16 protein-coding genes are annotated in these 20032 nt (G+C 53.9%); 1 reads left to right on the top strand and 15 read right to left on the bottom strand.

The window, feature by feature from the left end:
- Positions 1-305: 305 nt before the first annotated feature.
- Positions 306-1076 carry a GNAT family N-acetyltransferase gene (locus tag ACKGJP_RS17415; protein WP_409346883.1) on the top strand — a complete coding sequence of 257 codons (771 nt, stop codon included), beginning with the start codon at positions 306-308 and terminating at the stop codon, positions 1074-1076.
- Here ACKGJP_RS17415 and ACKGJP_RS17410 read toward each other — a convergent pair.
- The 15 genes from ACKGJP_RS17410 to ACKGJP_RS17340 all read right to left on the bottom strand — a co-directional run bounded on the left by ACKGJP_RS17410 (position 1073) and on the right by ACKGJP_RS17340 (position 20015).
- Entirely contained in the window at positions 1073-1693 is a 621-nt protein-coding gene (locus tag ACKGJP_RS17410; RefSeq protein WP_409346882.1) for a YdcF family protein, read from the bottom strand. The genes ACKGJP_RS17415 and ACKGJP_RS17410 overlap by 4 nt on opposite strands.
- Before the next feature lie 100 nt (positions 1694-1793).
- Positions 1794-2330: a DUF402 domain-containing protein gene (locus ACKGJP_RS17405; RefSeq protein ID WP_409346881.1), complete on the bottom strand. Its 537-nt coding sequence runs from the start codon at positions 2328-2330 to the stop codon at positions 1794-1796.
- 105 nt (positions 2331-2435) lie between these two features.
- Entirely contained in the window at positions 2436-3323 is an 888-nt protein-coding gene (locus ACKGJP_RS17400; protein ID WP_409346880.1) for a sugar phosphate isomerase/epimerase family protein, read from the bottom strand.
- A gap of 13 nt (positions 3324-3336) precedes the next feature.
- On the bottom strand, positions 3337-4722 hold the full coding sequence (locus tag ACKGJP_RS17395; protein ID WP_409346879.1) for an MFS transporter: 1386 nt from the start codon (positions 4720-4722) through the stop codon (positions 3337-3339).
- Positions 4723-4891: 169 nt separating this feature from the next.
- Positions 4892-5596: a peptidylprolyl isomerase gene (locus tag ACKGJP_RS17390; RefSeq protein ID WP_409346878.1), complete on the bottom strand. Its 705-nt coding sequence runs from the start codon at positions 5594-5596 to the stop codon at positions 4892-4894.
- 94 nt (positions 5597-5690) lie between these two features.
- A complete protein-coding gene (locus ACKGJP_RS17385; RefSeq protein ID WP_409346877.1) occupies positions 5691-6569 on the bottom strand; it encodes an ABC transporter ATP-binding protein in 879 nt (292 codons plus the stop codon).
- 3 nt (positions 6570-6572) lie between these two features.
- Entirely contained in the window at positions 6573-9455 is a 2883-nt protein-coding gene (locus ACKGJP_RS17380; protein ID WP_409346876.1) for an FtsX-like permease family protein, read from the bottom strand.
- A gap of 57 nt (positions 9456-9512) precedes the next feature.
- Complete coding sequence (locus ACKGJP_RS17375) at positions 9513-10535, bottom strand: efflux RND transporter periplasmic adaptor subunit (protein WP_409346875.1); 1023 nt, start codon at positions 10533-10535, stop codon at positions 9513-9515.
- Positions 10519-11253 (bottom strand): ABC transporter ATP-binding protein, encoded by a 735-nt coding sequence (locus tag ACKGJP_RS17370; RefSeq protein ID WP_409346874.1) that lies wholly within the window; start codon positions 11251-11253, stop codon positions 10519-10521. Before ACKGJP_RS17370 ends, ACKGJP_RS17375 begins: the two co-directional genes overlap by 17 nt.
- Before the next feature lie 95 nt (positions 11254-11348).
- Positions 11349-12905, bottom strand: a complete 1557-nt coding sequence (locus tag ACKGJP_RS17365; protein ID WP_409346873.1) for a response regulator — start codon at positions 12903-12905, stop codon at positions 11349-11351.
- 4 nt (positions 12906-12909) lie between these two features.
- Positions 12910-14646: a sensor histidine kinase gene (locus ACKGJP_RS17360; protein WP_409346872.1), complete on the bottom strand. Its 1737-nt coding sequence runs from the start codon at positions 14644-14646 to the stop codon at positions 12910-12912.
- 122 nt (positions 14647-14768) lie between these two features.
- A complete protein-coding gene (locus tag ACKGJP_RS17355; protein ID WP_409346871.1) occupies positions 14769-17264 on the bottom strand; it encodes a PBP1A family penicillin-binding protein in 2496 nt (831 codons plus the stop codon).
- A gap of 464 nt (positions 17265-17728) precedes the next feature.
- Positions 17729-17968: an RNA chaperone Hfq gene (gene hfq / locus ACKGJP_RS17350; RefSeq protein WP_113031397.1), complete on the bottom strand. Its 240-nt coding sequence runs from the start codon at positions 17966-17968 to the stop codon at positions 17729-17731.
- Between the two features lie 296 nt (positions 17969-18264).
- On the bottom strand, positions 18265-19242 hold the full coding sequence (miaA, locus tag ACKGJP_RS17345) for a tRNA (adenosine(37)-N6)-dimethylallyltransferase MiaA (protein WP_409346870.1): 978 nt from the start codon (positions 19240-19242) through the stop codon (positions 18265-18267).
- Positions 19239-20015 (bottom strand): class I SAM-dependent methyltransferase, encoded by a 777-nt coding sequence (locus ACKGJP_RS17340; protein WP_409346869.1) that lies wholly within the window; start codon positions 20013-20015, stop codon positions 19239-19241. The genes miaA and ACKGJP_RS17340 overlap by 4 nt, the downstream gene beginning before the upstream one ends.
- Positions 20016-20032: the final 17 nt, after the last annotated feature.

The raw sequence follows: 20032 nt of genomic DNA, 5'->3' as shown, positions 1-20032 counted from the left end.
AACGATCACCTCGGAGTTTGAAGTGTTGGCAGATTGAGCAAGCGTCCGTGTGACGGCGAATGAGGAAAGTTCCGGTCGTCTTGCTTCAAACTGTACCATAATCATCCTTTGAAAACCACTGGCAGGGAGCCGACGAAATGAATATAACGGTTATTTCCGGTCAAGCTTGCCTTACTTTGAGGAAACAGAAGGATCGGCGCCAGTACATGTAAGAAAAATGAATTGAATAATAATGCACATAAATGTATAATCGCTGTATTTCCATCATTATGCGGCATGATTCCGTTCCCAGGAGCTGAACGAGTATGAACCATCAGGATACCAACCTCCCGCTAATTACACAGCTTGAGCGATTGGCGGCGAATACATGGCCGGCTGCCGAAAGCAGACGGTTTGGCGATTGGCGGCTGCGGGCGACTTTCGGCGTCACAAGACGCGCAAATTCCGTATTCGCGATCGGAAGTCCGCCTGCGGAAGCGAACTGGCGGACCGAAATCGAAAGCTTTTACCGGGAGAAAAGCCTGCCCGTTCGTTTTCATGTAAGCCCGGCTTCGCCAAGCTGGCTGGATGCGGAGCTGGAAGCGCAAGGGTATGTCGCCGATTCTCATACTTCTATGCTAGTTGCGGACGCCGGCAAGGCCCGGCAGCTGCTTGAGCCGGCAGACCGGTTTCAGGCTATGCTATATGAATATGCGAATGAGGAGTGGCTCCATACCTTTTTAACTTGCGAAGGCTACAGCGAAGACAGGATTCCGGCTTACGAACGCATTTTTGCGGGAATCGAACCGGCTCACCGGTTTGCGGTTTTCCTTGACCGTGGAACACCGGTAGCCGTTGGAACGGTAGTCGTGGAGAGCGGCTGGGCGGGGTTTACGAACATAGCGGTGGCAGAGCCATACCGGCGCCGCGGCGTCGGCCTGCAGCTGATGCGCAAACTGATCGACTGGGCGAACGAGCGGGAAGCGGAAAACCTGTATTTGCAGGTGATGAAAAACAATGAAGCCGCTCTTCGCTTGTACGCGAAGCTCGGCTTCCGTCATTTGTTCGATTATCACTATCGCGTGGAGAGCCGTTAACGCAGCCCTAACCGCATTAGCAGCTTGTCGAGCTCCCACTTCGTGAAAGCGAGCGTCTCCCTCGTATTATGCCACGTCATATTCATGACGCGCGAGTCGGCCGTGTCCACGTCCGCATCCTTCATCCCGATGAAATTCGCGATATCCTGCGCTCGTGCGCCATGATAATGATGCGTCACGATAAGAGCGGAGCGCCAGCCGTTCCGTTCCATAATCGCTTGGCTAAAAAGTAAATTCTCATACGTGCTGCGCGCTTCGTTCTCAAGGAAAATCCGTTCGGACGGAATGCCTTTCTCGATCAGGTAATTGCGCATCCCCTCCGCCTCCGTCAGCTTGGAGCTGTTGCCGTCCAAGCCACCGGACACAATCAGGCGAGGGTATTTACCCGCCTTGTAGAGCGAGTACGCATGATCGAGCCGTTCCTTCAGGCCGGGGCTCGGCTTGTCGCTCCATAAGGCCGCGCCAAGCACGATGCCGACGTCGGCGGCTTTCGTTTCGCCGAACTGCGCCGCTTGAATTTTCCATTGGACGTACCCTACCCACACCAGCAGCAAAACCGCCGCGATCCCCGCAAGTTTAAGGAGGAGACGCAGCCTCCCCCATTTTCTTCTACGCATCGTTCGTTTCCCCTCTCCAGGAAGTGTCGAACCGGCTGCCGCCCCCGGAGATAGTAAGACTCTAGACGCTAGCCGCACGCAATCCGCAGCAGGTCGTTTTTCACGATTTCTCCCAGCGGTGCAGGTCTCTATCCGCAAGATTAATCAGCTTGATGCCGCCATTCTGGTATTCGCCGATCAGGCGATTCGCTTCCGCCCAGGCCATATCGTATTCCCGCTGCGTAACCGAGCCTTTTGCAAGCGCTTCGTTCAGTTCTTCTTCATCCAGCAAATATAACTCCCCGGTAGGCAATACGACCAAATCCAAATAAAGATCGTCAAACCACGGCACCCCGTGATCCGTCACTCCCTGCACGCTGCAAATGTCGATATACCACTGTACGATGCGGTCATTCTCGTCATACATCGAGGTGAGCGCATAATGAGCGTTTTTGGGAAAATGCTGAAGCCATTTATAGCCCGCGTCCGCCACGCAAACGACCCTTTCGTCATACTGCTTCCAGAGAGGATCGCGTACCTGCAGGATATGAAAAAGCGAAACAAATCCGGTAAAATCCGCTTCTTCAACGAAGGATACATGAAACCTTTTATCGAGGACGCGCCGCCAATTGGCACGGTCGGAATATTTTCGCTTCATGAACGTCGATCCCTCCTTCATTGTCAGGCGCGGCAATCAACCCGCCTGCTTTTTACCCATAGTCTACCATTAATGCGGGCTAAACACTACTTGACGCCGAATTCGCTATAAACCGATGATCTGAGCCGCGGTTCCGTAGCAAGATGCAAGCTCCTCCGCCGCTACGAGCGAAGCCTGGTGCTCAAACAACAGGTGAAACCGCCGATTCCCCTGATGCAGCCGCTTCAAATACGCAATTGCGTCTCCGAACCGAACATCCCCTTCCTGCTCGGACAGCACAGGCAGATGGCGTTTCATGCCATGCTCTTCGTACTGGATATTGCTGTAATGAACCAGATAGGTATAAGGTGCCATAGCGTCGATCAAACCGTAAGGATCGAAGCCTGGAAACGCCCTTGCATGCAGATCGAGTCTCTGCGTATCGAGAACGGCCTCCACCGACGGAAACTCGCGAAACAATTCGATGAACTTATTTTCATATTCGCCAAAAAAATCGTATTCCAAAACAATTCGCTGTTTATAGCGCAGCTGCAGCTCCGCCAGCGACTCGAAAACGCGTCTGCCGATTTCCATAAACGTTCGTTCGCTAAACGGGCTGCGGTCATAAATACCGGGAATCGGAAAAATCCATGACAGCGCTTCGCTGCGTTTCTCCGGACAAAAGGCGGGAAAAGGAAAATGCAGCAGCACGTAGTCGGCCCCCTGCTCCCTCGCCAGCTCGACTTGTTCTTCGGCATGACCGATTGCCGCCCCACGCTCTTCCGCATCGGACGAGGTCAGCTTTGGCAGAACATACGCATCCCGGCGAATACCCGGCGCATGAAGACCAAAAGCCACTCCCCGGTCTCCGCAAAAACGGACTGCCGACCGCAGCTCAGCTTCATCTCTCATCTGGCACAGCTCCAGCCCATTAATCCCCCCCAGCGCGAACCTTTCCCATGCGGATGCGTCAAAGCTGCCCCACATGCCGATTTGCAGCCTTCTGTCAGCCAATCCCTATCCCTCCCTAAGCTTGAAGCTGCTCTTCTTGTACGCGCCGGCGAGGTCTGAGCATAGCCAGCCCCGATACGGCGAGTGACATGACCAAACAGACGGCAAAAAGCCATTGCAAACGCGTATGCATTTGCGCGCTCTCCAAGAATGCCGAGGATGCGCCTCCGCCTCCCAAATCGCCGACGAAAGCTGCCGCAATCCCCGTTCCGGCAATCATTCCCATGTAGCGGATCAGCGCAAGCATGCTGCCCATATGACTGATCTTGTGATCGGGCGCGGCACTCATGATTTCCGCGTTGTTCGTGGATTGGAACAGTCCCATGGCTATACCGAACAAACCGAGCTGCAGAGACATCGCGACCGCCGATCCTGCAGGCGCCAGCACGACGACCGCCATGGACAGTGCAGCCGTAATCGGTCCCGCGAAGAGCGGCACGAAAGCGCCGTAGCGGTCACGGTACGTGCCGCCGTAAGGGGCCGCAATCCCCATTAGCAGAGGCTGTATGCATAGCACCAATCCCGTAAGCCATGGGGAGAAGCCTAGCTGATGCTGAAAATAAAACGTAATCGGAATGAGCGACCCCATTTGAACGAGATGAATGACGAATGCAGATATGTTCCCGATGACGATCGATCTTTTGGTGAACAGCTCTCTATCCAGAATGCCGTCCTTGATCCATACCTCATAAATCGCGAATATCGCAAGCAAGCAAAGCCCTCCGGCGATCAGCCACCATACGTCGATTGCGCCGCCGCTCCCTTCCGACGCCAGCATCAGCAGTACGGCGGAAGCCGCCAACATCAGCGAGCCGGCCAGATCGAGCCTGGCGGTAACCGCTTGCCTGATCTTTGGAAACCATTTCAGCCCGAATACGAACCCGGCAATGCCGAATGGAATATTGAGCAAAAACAGCCATTCCCAGCCGGTTACGCCGAGCAGCAGACCGCCAACGGCCGGACCGGATAAGGTGCCGATCGAAATGATGACCGCATTGAAGCCGAGTGCCCGTCCTCTTTCTTCATCCGGAAAAATCTGCCTCACCATAGCTTGGCTATTGGCCATAATCATCGTGGCCCCGATACCTTGCACGCACCTGGCGATGACGATTCCGGTCAAGCCGCCGGCGAACGCTGCATAAAGCGAGCCGATCGCGAAGACGAGAAAGCCTCCGCTATAGATGTAATGCCGCCCTACGGCATCCGAGAGCCTTCCCATAAGCGGCAGCAGCGCCACCATCGTAAGCAGATAACACGTAACGACCCACTGCACATGAGCCAGCGACACGCCGAACTGTTCGGCCATCGTCGGCAGCGCCACATTGACGATACCGACGTCGAGAGTCGACATGAATGTTCCGATATTGACGATGTGCAGGATTTTCCACCGATTCGCAACCATCGATAATCCCCTCTCCAACGGACAACTTGTACCTGTAGCGATGTTACCATATGGTACCGGTACGGTGAATCTTTTTTTAATCATCTCATAAGCAGCGCTATCTTTCATGCGATGACGAGAGCACGGAAACGTACGAAAGCCAGGGGCTCCCCCCTGGCTTCGGATCTTTCTATTTCTCGGTGATCGTCACCGATTCGATCGTTACTTTTTCCTTCGGCGAGCTTGCTTCGCCGTTTGCTACCGCCACCGGCGTTTTGGCGATTTTCGTCACGACGTCCATACCTTCGCTGATTTTACCGAAAATCGTATAGTTCGGCTGTTTGTTCAGCCCCTTGCTGTCTTCGCCCGTGCAGATGAAAAACTGGCTGCCGTTCGTGTTCGGTCCCGCGTTCGCCATGGCTACGATACCCGGCTCGTACGAATGGCCGTTTTTCAGCTCGTCCTCGAATTTATAGCCCGGGCCGCCCGAACCGGTACCTTTCGGGTCGCCGCCTTGAATCATGAACGATTCGATGATCCGGTGAAAAATAACGCCGTCATAAAAGCCTTCCTTGGCCAAGAAAACGAAGTTGTTAACCGTCTTCGGCGCATCCTTGGCAAACAGCTCGATTTTAAACGCGCCTTTGTTCGTCTTCACTTCGGCGACGTATGTCTTGTTTTTATCGATTTTCATCTCCGGAGCTTTGTTCCACTGCTTGGCGCCGGCCGGACTCGGGCTTATGCTCGGCGATGTGCTAGGCGAAGGCGTCGCGCCGCCTCCTTGAACCTGCTTGTTCGTAGCGCTGGGCGAAGGCGAGGCTGTCGGTTTATTCCCGCAAGCGGTTGCCACAGCGGCCAGCATGGCGCACATCAATACAAGTACAAGCTTATTCATTAGAATACTTCCCCCTGTCTTTGGATTGGTTCGTCCAAATTATAGCACAGGGGTGCGCCGGATTGCGAACCTTTGGACAGCGGGTCCAATACGGCTACGCATCGGGCGGCAGCAAAACGATCTTCCCGTCCTCCATCGTTACGCGCACTTTATTCGTCCGCTCGAGTCCCGTCGCCTCCAAATAGCCCGCCGGAATTTGCAGGCGACCCGCTTTATCGAGCACCGCGTATTCGACATGCGTCGCGCTCTGTCCTTCCGCTCCGCGCTCCAGCTCGGCAAGCTCCTCCGCATACGATTTATCACGGATAAACTCTGCCGACGTTTTGCCGTCCCGAATGGAAACGACGCGGTCGACCTTCTTCGCCAGGAGGGGATCGTGCGTTACGATGACGACCGTCAAGCCCATATTCCGGTTCAGTTCCCGGAACAAATCGAGGATCTGGTTAGCCATCTTCGTATCAACAGAACCCGTCGGCTCATCGGCCAGCAGAAGTTTGGGATGGTTGGCCAGTGCGATGGCGATCGCCACCCGCTGCTGCTCGCCGCCCGACAGCTCGTTCAGCCGGTTTTTGACGCGGTGGCTAAGGCCTACCGCTTCAAGCAGTTCGAGCGCCCGCTGACGTTTGCGCCGTCCCTGGAGAAGAATGGGCAGCTCCACGTTCTCAAGCGCGGTCAAATAAGGAATCAGGTTGCGAGCATTGTTTTGCCAGACAAAACCAACCGATTCCCGCTTATATTTGACGATGTCTCTTTCCGTAAACTTCAGCAGGTTTTTGCCGTCCACGTTCAGCGTTCCCGCCGACGGCTTGTCGAGACCGCCGAGCATATTTAACAGGGTGGATTTGCCGCTTCCGCTGTTCCCGATAATCGCCATCAGCTCGCCGGACTCGACGTGCAGATCCAGCCCCTGCAGGGCGACGACCTCGAGATCGGCAACCTTGTATATTTTGACGAGATTCTCGCAATGGATCATCGATTAATCCTCCCCCAACTTGACGGCCTGATGAATTTTGATCCGCGACAGCAAATAGCTCAGAATGACAAGCGCAATCGCGATCATCATGAACACGATGACGTACAGCTGGAGCGAATCGCCCGGGTTGAACGTAACCTGGAACGGCGGCACCTGGGTAGCCGGATTGAACGAGACCTGGAAAAGCTTGACGAACAGCTCGCTCGTCGCCGTCCCCGTCAGCGCCCCGATAAGAAAGGCGGCCCCCGAGGTGAGGAGCTGCTCCGTGATCAACATACCGATGAGCTGGAGAAAGGAAATGCCCATCGCACGCAGAATACCGAGCTGCAAAATGCGTCCGTATAAGGAAAGCACCCAGTACAGCAAAAATCCGAAAAAGCTGATTACGATCGAAATGATAAAACCAAGCGTCATCACCCCGTTGATCGCCAACTGAAACGGATCGTTTCTAGCGTTGATCAGCTGCTCCCGCGTGTCGGTCGTCGAGGTCACGTTGTAGCCCTTGGCGACTACGGCATCATAGAATTCTTGTCTGCCGGCGTCTTTCTTTAGCTTAATCCAAACCTGATACGGTTCAAGCGCCAGCGAATTTTGGATATAGCTGAGGTGACCGATGATCAGCATCGGCGCTACCGGCTTTTTGTTGCCGGAGGAAGTCTCCGAGCCGGTCGGATTCGGATTGAATGTCGGCCAGTAATCGACGATACCGTAGACGATGAACGGACGGTATTCCACGCCGGTCCATCCGGCAAACAGCTCGTCGCCTACCTTTACGCCCTTCTGTTCGGCCAGCGATTTGGAAATGAGCACGGCAGACGTATTCGTTGCCATCACATTCAAATAATCGTTGAAATGATGATCCAGAAGTCCGTCGCGCAGCCATGCCGCCTTGCCGAACTGATCCGTCTCGATGCCCATCAGCGTAGCGGCGCCACGCTCCTTGCCTGCCGTAAAGCCTGCTCCGTTCTTAACGAACACCTTCGCCGCTTGCTCTACGCCGGGGAGCAGGGTGAAGGGCTGAAACGGCGGCTCCGTATACTGGATTTTTTTGGTGGAGGCTACCGTCTGCTGAGAGCTCTGCTCTCCCCCTCCGGGACCGCCTGCATCGGACGGCGGCGGAGCGTCGTTTTCCCATTGCGTCTCCAACACGACATCGCTGCCGTTCGCATACATGATTTTGTCGTCCGTATTTTTGTTCAGAGTTCGCGCAGCGCTCGCGCTGTATAACCCCGTAGCGATCGTCATAATCAGAAATACCATCAGAAACTGGTATTGCGTGCTCGAACGCCCTACTTGAATCAGCGTCGAATATAACGAAGGGGGCCACCACTTTCTGCCGAGCCAATAAACGAAACGGACAAACCACGGGTAAATCCTCAGGATGAGCAGACCCATTCCGAGAATAAAAAATGCCGGCACCAGAAAAAGCAGCGGATCTACGGAGAAATTGGCCCCGTCGACGCCTAACGCAATGAAATCTTTCCGCTGGCGCTCAAACGAGCGGAGACCGTAGATCGAGACGCCAATCAATACTAGATCGATCCCGTATTTATGCCAGAACGACATGCGCATTTGCCGGGCTAGCTGCTGCTTGTGGCCGACGATACTCGTGCGCGTCGCGAGGAACGCCGGTATCAACGTCATGACAAGCGACGTGCACACCGCGTACAGCGCATATTTGTAAGCTTCTTTATTGAGTTCCACCTTGAGTGCGGAACGCTGCACGAACTCCAGAAAGCCGTTCGATGAGCCGAGCACCTTCGTGAGCGACATCCCGAAGAACGGACCAATCGCATAGGCAAGCCCTCCGAGGAGCAATCCTTCGATCAAGTAGCCCAGCATGACCTGAAACCGGCTTGCCCCGCGGCTTCGCAGGACGGCTATCTCCGTTTTTTGACGCTCCGTAATCAAGTTAGATACCATGAATAAGTAGAAAGCTAGCATGATGATAACCGGCACGTTAAGCGACCACAGCATTTTACGCAAATTCGCTTCCCGGTCGAAGTAAGTCGTGAGCGTTTTGTAAGCCGGCACTTTAAAATTATAAGGCTCTAGATGGGTTCCCAAATAATTTTCTATCCGGTCGCTTCCTGCAAGAAACCGGGAGACGGCCTGCAGATCCATTTCCGAATAGTCAAGCACGCCGTACCAGGTAGCCGAACGGACCGGAAGAGCTTTGGACGTCGTGAAATCTTTCTCGAACAACGAGTAATCGACGAACAGCGAATTGCGGTAGGCCCCCACATTGTACCAGTAAGGATCGTTTGGATCCTTGACGTCGATTACGCCTACCGGCTTGATTTTGATTTTCCGCTCGGGCTTCGTGTCCGACTTCTCCTCGCCCAGCAGCAGCTCCGTCCCGATAACGGTTTTGAACGTATTCAGCGTATTCTCGAAGGCCAGCACCTCATAGACGCCGTCAACCGGTTCTTTGGCGGGAAGCCTGCCGTCTACAAGCCTTACATGTTCGCTCAGGCCTTCAAGCGCAACGATTTCCCCTGCGTAGTTTACTTTCGTATCGCCGCGGCTCGGATCGGCCAGAATCATCGGATACGTTTCGGTCGCCCGTTCCTTGACCAAATACCGGATCGGCAGCTTGAAATAGGGCAAGCCGTCGGTTTCCAGAAAGCCGTCGACCTGCTTCAGCTGCTGAACCGGGTCCTTCTCGGAATAGGTGTATCCGTTCATATAGACGACGCCCGGATAGCTGCCGCTCGATTTTTGCAAATTTTCCATGTCCTTAACCAGCATCCGCTGCAGGATCGCATCGGTATAGATCGGCATACTGCTGATCAAGCCGACGGATAAAACAAGTCCGAGCAGCAAGCTTAATTCGAGCCATTTGTTTTTGTACATTTTCCGGATGATCATGACCAATAGCGCCACTCCTGGGCACCTCCTACCTTGTGCTTGGCTTAGCCCGTTAAAGTCGGGATTGCGGCGCTACTGCAAAATGACCTTTTGCCCTTCTTTCAGCCCGCGAACGATCTCCACCTCGGAAGGCGTTTCAAGCCCTTTCTCCACGTCGATTTCCTTCACGCTTTCGCCGTCCAGCACCTTGACGAAGGTTCGGCCCAAATATTGGCCCAATCCGGCTTTCGGTATTTTGATGACATTGCTTTTGTGCTGCGTAACGATAATAATGTCGACAGGCAATCCGATAACGGGCATCTGCGGGCTTTTTTCAAGCTCGATAAAAAGCGCCTTGCTGTATTTCTCCGCCAGCTGCTTATTTTCCGTCTTCGGCGAGGAGGACGGCGTTTGAACGACTTTCCCCGTAAACTTCTCCGATTTGATAGTCACGTTTACCGGCATGCCAACCTGTACGTCGGCAATATCGTTCGGATTGGCGGCTACATAAGACAGCCTCAACTGATTCGGATCGGCAATCGTAACGTAGGTTTTGTTCAGCTGAATGATATCGCCGACCTTCATAGGCTCGACAGCCGTCACTAGACCGTCCATCTCGGCAACCATCGTCTTCCCGTTCAGCTGTTTCCGTGCATCGGCAAGCTTGATCTCGGCAATTTCCAGCTCCATCAGCCGAATGCGCATGTTTTGTTCCTCGCGTGTTTGTTTCGACTGGTCGAGCGCAAGTTTCGCTTTCTCGAGGTCGCGCTCCTTCTCTTTCACATTCAGCTCAAGACCGTCGGCTTCGAGTTGGATCAGCAGATCCCCTTTTTTCACGGTATCGCCGCTTTTCACGTTGACGCCCACGACTTTGCCGGTTACGTCCTTGAATTCCTGATATTTCACGTTGGTGGATTCGAAAACGGCCGTGCTGTTGATTTGCTTCGTGATGTTATCCACCTTCACCTCGTACAGCTCGTATGTCGGCTTCGTCGGCTTGACCAGCGGCGGCTTCAGCACTTCCTCTTCCTTCGGAATAAACGTGCAGCCCGAAACGAGCACGGCTGCGCTTACCGCGACTGCTGCGGCACGACTCCAGCTAGCCTTGATCGACAATTTGCCCATCCTCCAATGCATAAACTTGATCTACGATTTCCATGATGGCGGGGTCATGCGTCGTCAATACGATCGTCATTCCTTCCTTCTCGACCAAATCCTTGAACACCTTAATGACCTGCAGGCCCATTTTGCTGTCAAGCTCCGCCGTCGGCTCGTCCGCCAAAATCAGCTTCGGCCGGTGCGCGATCGCTCTAGCAATCGCTACCCGCTGCTGCTCGCCTCCCGAAAGCTCGAACGGGCGATGCTTCATGCGCGGCTTCAAGCCGACATAGTCGAGCGCCTGCTCCGTCCACTCCCGGTAATGTTTGGCGGGAACGCCGGCGATGCGCAAGCCGAATTCGACATTTTCGTAAGCCGACATCAGAGGAATGAGCGCAAACGATTGGAAAATAAGCCCCATCTGCGTTTTGCGCAGCGTGTTGCGCTGCTTTTCGGACATATCCGTTATTTCCTGTCCGCAAAAATAGATGGCGCCCTCCGTCGGGCGATCCAGTGCGCCAAGCAAATTTATGAGCGTCGTCTTCCCTGAGCCCGAGCGCCCCTTCAGTGCGACGAGACGTCCTCTCGGTATGGATAAATGCGCTCCCTTGAGCGCATGCACAGCTCCGCTGCCGCGACCGAAAACCCGCATGACGCCGACCGCGCGGATGATCGGTTCGCCGCCGAACGATAGCTCGCCCGCTTGTTTGTCTTCTCTAGGTAAGGATACATCCATCTTGATCACCATCCATTCGCACACACGGCGCGTTTCATTTTAATGTAAACCTTTTCATTCCAGCATAGTAGTCTGCATTTGTTGGGAAAAGGTGTCTATTTGTTCTGCGCTTCGTATTCTTTCGGACTGCAGCCGACAAGTTTCTTGAACGTTTTGGCAAACGATTTCGGGTCGGCAAAGCCGACTTCTTCGGCAATTTCGTACACTTTGCGTTCTCCTGCCAGCAGCCTTTTCTTCGCTTCTTCGATGCGAATCCGGGTAAGCGTCTCAATTAACGACTCCCCCGTTTCCTTGCCGTACAGATCGCTCAAATAACTGCGGCTCAGCTTCACGTGATCGGCGATGTCCAGCGTACCGATATTGCGTCTGTAATGCTCCTTCATAAAGTGAACCGCTTTACGCACAAACGGATTGTTCGAAGCGAGCGAGACAGCCGAAACAAACCGGCAGCTCCACAGCTCCCTCATCGCTTCGGACAGCCAGCGGCATAGCTCGCCCGCTTGAAAAAACGCTCTTATTCGCTCAAGCGACACGAATCGTCTCTCATAGTCGTCCAGTTGACCGTATCCGTTCTCCCGGGCATAACCGACGGACAAGCTGATCAGCTCGAACACGAACGCATGAAGCCGCTCCGGCGGCGGCTGATGCTCGGCAAGCCATTCGCTGAATTTCTCGACGCGATGAAACAGCGCTTCCGGGTTGTCGTTCGCAATCGCTTTCAGCATGTCGTTCCGGAGCTCGTAAGGCATCCCGCTATCAGAACTCCGCAAGCCCGCTGCATCTTCCCACATAACAGGCTCGCCGGCTTGATAAAAGCGATGGTGAAGCTGTCTGGCATGCAGGGCGACCGCCCGCACCAGCTCATCCGAACTCGTCACAAGCGGACCGACGCCGACGAACCATTCTCTCCCGCTGTCAGCGGTCAGCTTATCCAGCTTATCCTTAAGCTGCTGAACGGTTCGGGAACGAAGCGTATGCTGTTCCATTCTGGAGTGCGCCTCTAAACAAGGGACAAGATAAAGGTTCGCATGCTCGCGAAATCTGGCGGATGCCGCACATTCCGCGAGCCCAAGATCGGCCGGCGTCAGCTCGGAGCTTTCCAGGCACGTGACGACGATCGAATACAGGTAATTCGGCTTGCTCCAAAGCTCCTGCTCGAGCCGCTCATCCTTCGCTCCGTCACGTAGCAATTGCGCGAGCCAAGCGTTCAATTTCGATTGCTTCGTTTGCTCAACCTGGGCATGCCAGTCGTCCAACCGCAATTTGGCGAGCCGGGTTTCGGCAATTTGCTTTCGGATCGTTTGCAGCGCAGCCACCAACTCTTCAGGCTCCATCGCCGGCTTTAGCATATAATCGCTTGCTCCGAGCTTCATCGCTTCGCGGACGAAAACAAAGTCGTCCAGACAGCTTAGGACGAGTACGCCGAGATCCGATTGGATAGCCCTCGCGCGGCGAATCAACTCCAGCCCGTCCATGCGCGGCATGCGAATATCGGTAACGAGGATGTCGATATCATGCTCTTCGATACAACGCAGGGCTTCGACCCCGTCGTTCGCCTCCGCTGCAAGCGTCAGTCCATGACTTTCCCAATCGACGAGCGTGCGGAGTCCGATGCGGATGACCGGCTCGTCGTCCACGATCAATAAATTCATTCACTTATTCCTCCTCGCGGTGAATTGGAAGCGACAAACGAATCGTCGTCCCTTCGTTCGGTTTGCTGAACACGTGCATTTTATAATCGGGCCCGTAATAAAGCTTAATTTTTTGGCGAATGTGGCTGATGCCGATACCGCTCATTTTTTCTTTAACGGTTCGTGACCGTAAGGTTTCTTCTTCCGTGAACACCTGCTGGTTTTCCGGCATGCCGACCCCGTTATCCGCCACCTCGCAAAGCAGCAGATCGCGCTCCAGCCATGCTTTGACGGAAACCACGCCTTCCCGCCCACCGGGCTCGATGCCATGAATGATCGCATTCTCCACAAGCGGCTGCAAAATCATCCTGGGCACTAAACAGACGGACGCCGCGGGTTCGATATCGGTCTCCAGCTTAACCCGTTCGCCGTACCGAAACGCTTGGATATCCATATAATCGCGAATGAGCGTGGCCTCTTCGCGCAAGGGGAGAAAATCCCCCTTTTTCCCGAGGCTCGCTTGCAACAAACGGACCAGAGCGCTGACGGCTTCGGATATTTGCGGCGTTTTATGAATTTTGGCGACCCACTTGATCGTATTCAAGGTATTGTACAGAAAATGCGGGTTGAGCTGGTACTGCAGCGCTTCGATTTCGGCTTCTTTTTTAAGCGCCTCTTCCCGCTTTACTTGCCGGAACAGCTCGTCAAGCCGGGATAACATCTGGTTGTAACTCTCTCCGACCTCGACGATCTCGCGCGTTCCCCTCGGCGTCCAATACGCTTTCCAGTCACCGACCTCAGCACGTTTCATCAGTGTTCGCAAATGAGTAAGAGGCTTCGTCACGAGCCCGGAAACGACGATCGAACCGATTACGGATAGCAGGAGAAGAATGGCAAGCAGGATGAATAACGTGTTGCGAATCATGGCTGATGCGGAGGACAGCGCGTCGCTGTGCGTTCCGATCAGCGAAGTCCATTCATTCCCTCCGACTCCGATGGTAAGCTTGCTGAACATCATGCCGTCCCATTCGGCCGGTTGACCGGGGATTAGATGCTCTAAAAACGTATTGTCCAGCGTATAAGCGTTACGGCCGTAAGTAACAACATTGCCTTTCTCGTCCATAAGGGATAGGTGATCGATTGCGTTATTGGCGCTGCGTATTTCGGCCAGAAGCAAACTCAGATTAGCCGTGACGACAATTTGACCTTCGACTGCGGAAGAATCCAGGCTGAATAAAGGGGCGACAAGAGCCGCGAGCTGCTGTTTCGACTCCGCTTTCCCATTTTCCGGGGGAATGATGCGGTACCATTTGTCCGTCCGGTTTTTCGGCATTTGTTTGGTATCGGTCGGAAGCGACACCGTACTGCGGCAGCTCGACACAAAGCCGTCGCGGCTTGCAAATAAGCAGATGTCCTCCAAGTATCTCGATGACCCCAGCTGTGTTTCGCGCAAATTGCGGAAAGACCGTATAAAATCGCTGCCGGACTGTCCGGAGCTGTTCTTAAGCGCTTGCTGCACGTAACTGTCCGCATTGACGGATTTTGCGACGATGTCCATCGCCGACAGCTCGCGTTCGATTTGCATCGCCAGTTGTTCATGCGTCCGTTTCGTGGAGCCGCTCCATTCGCCGAGCGCGTAGCTGTTTGACTGTTTATAGAAGACGAAGGTCGATAGCAGCAGAGGAACCAGACCGATCACAAGCAAATAAACGAGCATGCGGAACTGCAGTCCGCGAATCGATAGTTTGGCCAGCCATTCCATGATGTCATCCCCAAAATTTCCATGATCCGTAAATCATTCGACATGAGCGACGATTTTCCTACTTTGCCAAAAACAAAACGAGCAGACGGAAGGTCTGCTCGCTAATGGTTACCGGTTACCGGTCAATGTCCGGGTCCGTCTTCGTTCTTCAAAATGTCTTGGATGCTCTGCTGCTCCTTGCCGTTTACCGGTTTGCCGACCCGCGGTACGGTTGTTCCGGCGCCGGCTTCAACGGAGGACGGGGATGGACCTCCGGCGCCGTTCGAAGGTGAAGCTCCCGGCGAACCGCTGGTACCCGGACTCGGTTTAGGCGTTTTGCCATCCGAAGGCTTAGGGGTTCCGGATGTTCCCGGGCTGCCGCTAGTTCCCGGACTCCCGCTTGGACTCGGCGTCGGTGACGGAGAAACCCCTCCATCCGCCGGTACTTTGATTTCCAGCTTATCGGTCGGCGCGCTTTCCGTGTTCGTATCCGGATTAAACGCTACGACATAGTACGAGTAAGTTTCTCCCGGCATCGCCGAGCTATCGTTGACTGTAGCCGACTTTACTTCCACCAGGAGCGAATAGTCGGCCTCCTTCGAGGATTTCCGGAAAACCCGGTACTGCAAGTTCTCCGCACCGGCATTCCACGATAAGCGTACCGCACGGATCTCCTTGGCATATTCCGCCTTAAACCCGGTAATGGCGTCTGGCGCCTTCGACTCCTCAGGCGGCGATACGCCATCCGGTTTGACGAAATTGGTCGCCGGCATTTTGGCCATAGACTTGGACATGACTTCCTTGAAAATGGCTGCCGTGCTGCCGCTGCCGACCGTTACGAAATGCTTCGAATCGGTTTTGTCGAAGCCCTCCCATACGGCGGCCGACCATTCCGGCGTATAGCCGACGAACCAGACGTCTCGGTCGTATTTCTCGAGCCCCTTCAAATCGAGCTGGGTGGAGCCCGTTTTACCTGCAAGCGGCCGATTGAATTTGGCGCGAACCCCCGTACCGCCCGTTTCAACGACGGTTTTCATCATTTCCGTCATATAATAGGCGGTTTTGGCGCTCATCACCTGCTTCGGCTTCTCTTGCTTATAATTCAGCGTTTCCCCGTTAGGCTTCACGATTTTGACGATGGAATGACTCTTGTACTGGACGCCGTTATTGGCGAAGGCGCTATACGCCATTGCCATTTGCAGCGGCGACGCTCCCTTCGTCATGCCGCCGAGGGCAATCGCCAGGTTTCTGTCCTGCGATTCGAAGGTGATGCCTAGATTCTTAGCAAACTCCATTCCTTTGCCGACGGTTATTTCGTTCAACAGCCATACGGCCGGAAGGTTGATCGATCTTTTGACCGCTTCGGTCATCGTCACTTGACCCCGGTACGCAAAATCGTAATTGTTAGGCGAATAGCCGTTAAAATCCATCTTTTCGTCCTTCAGCATCGAATAAGGCGAATATTTGCCCGATTCGATCGCAGGCGCATAGACGACAATCGGTTTAAACGAAGAGCCCGGCTGCCGCGGCACCAATGCGCGGTTGAGCCCCTTCTGCACGTAATCGCGGCCGCCGATCATCGCTACGATGCCGCCGTCCTTGTTATTCACGATTACCATGCTGCTCTGGATTTTCTGCGAAGGGCCGTCCTTTTGGAACATCTCCGGTTTGTCGTACGTTTGTTCCAGAGTCCGCTGGGCATCCGCATTCATCGTCGTATAAATTTTGTAGCCTTCCCGCAGCAGCTTCTCTTCCTCGATGCCGAACGATTCGGTCGCTTCCTTCACCACATAATCGAGGAACGTCAAGTATTGCTTTTTGTCCGTCTCCGGCGGCCGCGTGTAATCGACTTCTTGAGCGGCCTTCTTCTCTTCCTCGGTAATGTACCCCTGATCCGCCATCAGTTTCAGCACAACGGCGCGACGTTCTTTCGACTTCTCCGGATTGACGATCGGCGAATAGTAGCTAGGCGCCTTCGGAATAGCCGCAAGCGTGGCGATTTGCCATATTTTCAGCTCTTTCAGGTCGTTTACGCCGAAATAGACTTTAGCCGCCGCTTTGACGCCGTATGCCGAGCTGCCGAAATAGATCCGGTTCAGGTACATTTTCAAAATTTCGTCCTTCGAAAACTCATGCTCGATCGCAATCGCGATTGAAACCTCGGTCGCCTTGCGGAAGAACGTTTTGTCGGCGTTCAGAAACATATTCTTAGCGAGCTGTTGGGTAATGGTGCTTCCGCCCTCGACTGCGCTTCTCGCAATCACGTCTTTGACGACGGCGCGTCCGAGAGAGTACAGATCGACGCCCGAATGCTCGTTGAAGCGTCGGTCCTCGGTCGCTATGAACGCATTTCGGAGCAGTTCGGGAATTTCGTTATACTCGACGATTTCCCGGTTCACCCGCGAGAGCGTCGTCACTTCGTTCTCCCCAACGTCATACACATGAGCGGCTTCGTCCATATTGAACTTGTCCGCCCCTTGCGCCAGCTCCTTTTGCCCGTTTGCGATGATGAACAAATATCCTGCGAATGCGAGCACAACGGCGAACGAGCAGGCCGCAAGCATCCAAACAAACAGTTTTTTGCCGTTAACCTTCTTTTTCTTTTTCTTTGCAGCAGGTTTCTTCTCCGTATTGCTCATGCTAGCCCCTCCTGAAATTTCCCCACAAAGTGAAGCTAAGCTTTGTAGTATAATCCGAATACTTTGCGGGGAGCCCCAAGTTTATAATCCCCCACAAAGTGACGTGATGCTCTGTAGCTTAATCCGAGTACTTTGCGGGGGGCCCCAAAATCTCAACCAAACAACCGAATACCTAGCGGGGAGCCCCGAGTACAGAATCACCACAAAGTAACGCGATGCTCTGTAGCTTAATCCGAGTACTTTGCGGGGGGGCCCGAAATCTCAACCAAACAACCGAATACTTTGCGGGGAGCCCAAGTTCAAATCCCTACGGAGTGACGCGATGCTCTGTAGCTTAATCCGCGACATTCCTAACAGGCTCCTAACAATTTTATAACAAAAGCTCCTTTCTAACAAAAGAACAACCCGTTGGGGTTGTTCCGTACGTTGCTATAGACGATGCTGATGCGAAAAAGGTTACGCGATTAGGCGTCGTGATTGTTGTCCTGCAAAAAAGAAACCGAGCGGGAAGGCGTAAAGGTGGAAATCGCATGCTTATATACCATTTGCTGTCTGCCTTCGCTGTCGATAATGATCGTAAAGTTGTCAAACGCTTTAATAACGCCGCGAATTTGAAAGCCGTTCGTCAAATAGACGGTTACCGGAATGCTCTCCTTGCGCAGCGAATTCAGAAAATTGTCCTGGATGTTGATCGATTTGTTCATTCGTCGAACCCCCTAAATAATTGTGGAGCGAGCAGCCCGCTTGGCAAGCATTCGCTGATTCATTCAAAGCTTGTGGAACTCCGGACCGAAAGTACGAACCCGTCCCGTCTGGACGTCTCTATCGCCGATCCCGGTTCAAGCAAGAACGCCGAAGCGTTCCGCGGCTTGCCATATGTACAAGGTCAATCGATTCCTTGTCCCATTCCATACCGCTTGCTGACGGCATGCGCACATAGTATAAGACATACCGTAGAGCGTATTCGTTTCACAAAACCGGTATTCAATCCTGGTACTAGCTATTGCTTTGTAGTATATTCCGCATGAGGGTGAAACTTTCCTGCTATTATAGCACGAATTTCTTGCAAAACATCACAAAAGTTTGACGCTTCCTGGACGGTTACCCATTGAATGTCATGCATATGCCGAAACCAGGACAGCTGTCTTTTGGCAAAACGGCGCGTATTTCGCTTAAGCAGCTCGACGGCTCTGTTATATTCCGTCTCCCCGCAGACATAATCGATAATCTCCTTGTACCCGATCGCTTGCATGGCAATATGCCCGCGGTTATAGCCTTTGGCAAGCAGTCCCTTCACTTCATCGACAAGCCCCTGCTCGATCATCAGATCGATCCGCTCTTCAATTCGTTTATATAGGATTGCCCTATCCATTGTCAACCCGATCAGGCAGAGTTCGAACGGCGATTCCTTCTTCTGCCCGGCCAAATGCTCCGAAAGCGGCTTGCCCGTCACATGAACGACCTCCAAGGCGCGAATCACCCTGCGGTGATCGTTCGGGTGCAACCGTTCGGCGGAAGCGGGATCGACCTGCCGCAGCCTGTCGTGAAGCGCCGCCTCGCCATGCTCCTCGAGAAAGGCTTGCTGCGCGTTGCGGAACGGCTCGTCCCAGCCGGCATCCGTAAATTGAAAGCCGTAGCAAAGCGATTCCACGTAAAGTCCTGTCCCGCCGACGATGAACGGCAAGTTGCCTCTTGCGGTAATCTCTGCGATCAACCGATGGGCCCGTTCCTGAAATTCGGCAGCCGAGAAAGGATAGTCGGGATCGTGAATATCGATCATATGATGGGGAACGAGCTTCTGCTCGTCCGGAGACGCTTTGGCCGTCCCGATATCCATGCCGCGATATACTTGCATCGAGTCGCCGGAAATGATTTCGCAGCCTAGCTGCTTCGAGATTTCCAAGCTTAACGCGGTCTTTCCTACCGCTGTCGGTCCGACGAGCACCAGCAGCTTTGGTTTGGTATTGCCTTGCGTCACAGTTCAATCACTCCATAAACGGTTTTAGCTGCTTGCGAACGATCGTTTCTCGTAAAACCGAGCCGCTCGAATTCTCCGCTATCCCGGTGCTCTTTCAGGATCACGCAACGCCGCGCCACCCTTTTCGCTTCGGCAACCGCCTCCTCGGTAAGGGCACGCATGTCCGCTACCGAACGGATCGGCGACATGGAGCTGGAATCTTGTATCGGCTTGCGAAACATCGGATCAAAATAGACGATGTCGAAGCTGCGGTCAGGCTGTCGCCGCAAATAATCCAGATGATCCGATTCTTCAACGCGGACGGCTCTCATGGCAACGGTCGCTTCCGCAATTTCGGTCGTGTAGGAGGATAAACCTTCACGCAGCAAGCATGCCAGCACCGGGCTGCTTTCCAGTGCCGTAACGGTACCCGTCGGCCCTACGGCGTAAGCGAAAACAATTGCATCGGCTGCGAGCCCCGCCGTACAATCCAATACGGAATCGCCCGGCGATGCCCCGCTGATTTCGATCAGCAGATCGCTCTCGCCCTTCCGCATGCGTTTGATTCTGACATATCCGTTGCTGGGATGAAAATAAACTTCCGTGCCGTCTCCGGCATAATACCGCAGCTCCCGTTCGTTCGCGACCAAAATATCGGAATCGCCGTACATCGAACGTAGCCTCGGCAAGGAATATTGCCGCCTTGGGACAAGCTTTCCTTCAAGCCCGTCCGCAAGCCTATTGACCGCAGCCTTCAGTTGATCGGACGGCGCATACGATGTCGTGATGAGCACGATGTTCCCCCTTTCAA

It is taken from the genome of Paenibacillus litoralis, from assembly GCF_046244365.1.
In the GTDB taxonomy this organism is placed as follows: domain Bacteria; phylum Bacillota; class Bacilli; order Paenibacillales; family NBRC-103111; genus Paenibacillus_V.
The sequence above is the reverse complement of the archived record's forward strand: the minus strand, read 5'-3'. Positions and strand labels throughout refer to the sequence as shown.

Coding starts and splice junctions, on each gene's coding strand:
- ACKGJP_RS17415 (WP_409346883.1), top strand. CDS start 306: ATGAACCATCAGGATACCAACCTCCCGCTAATTACACAGCTTGAGCGA.
- ACKGJP_RS17410 (WP_409346882.1), bottom strand. CDS start 1,693: ATGCGTAGAAGAAAATGGGGGAGGCTGCGTCTCCTCCTTAAACTTGCG.
- ACKGJP_RS17405 (WP_409346881.1), bottom strand. CDS start 2,330: ATGAAGCGAAAATATTCCGACCGTGCCAATTGGCGGCGCGTCCTCGAT.
- ACKGJP_RS17395 (WP_409346879.1), bottom strand. CDS start 4,722: ATGGTTGCGAATCGGTGGAAAATCCTGCACATCGTCAATATCGGAACA.
- ACKGJP_RS17390 (WP_409346878.1), bottom strand. CDS start 5,596: ATGAATAAGCTTGTACTTGTATTGATGTGCGCCATGCTGGCCGCTGTG.
- ACKGJP_RS17385 (WP_409346877.1), bottom strand. CDS start 6,569: ATGATCCATTGCGAGAATCTCGTCAAAATATACAAGGTTGCCGATCTC.
- ACKGJP_RS17370 (WP_409346874.1), bottom strand. CDS start 11,253: ATGGATGTATCCTTACCTAGAGAAGACAAACAAGCGGGCGAGCTATCG.
- ACKGJP_RS17365 (WP_409346873.1), bottom strand. CDS start 12,905: ATGAATTTATTGATCGTGGACGACGAGCCGGTCATCCGCATCGGACTC.
- ACKGJP_RS17360 (WP_409346872.1), bottom strand. CDS start 14,646: ATGGAATGGCTGGCCAAACTATCGATTCGCGGACTGCAGTTCCGCATG.
- ACKGJP_RS17355 (WP_409346871.1), bottom strand. CDS start 17,264: ATGAGCAATACGGAGAAGAAACCTGCTGCAAAGAAAAAGAAAAAGAAG.
- hfq (WP_113031397.1), bottom strand. CDS start 17,968: ATGAACAAATCGATCAACATCCAGGACAATTTTCTGAATTCGCTGCGC.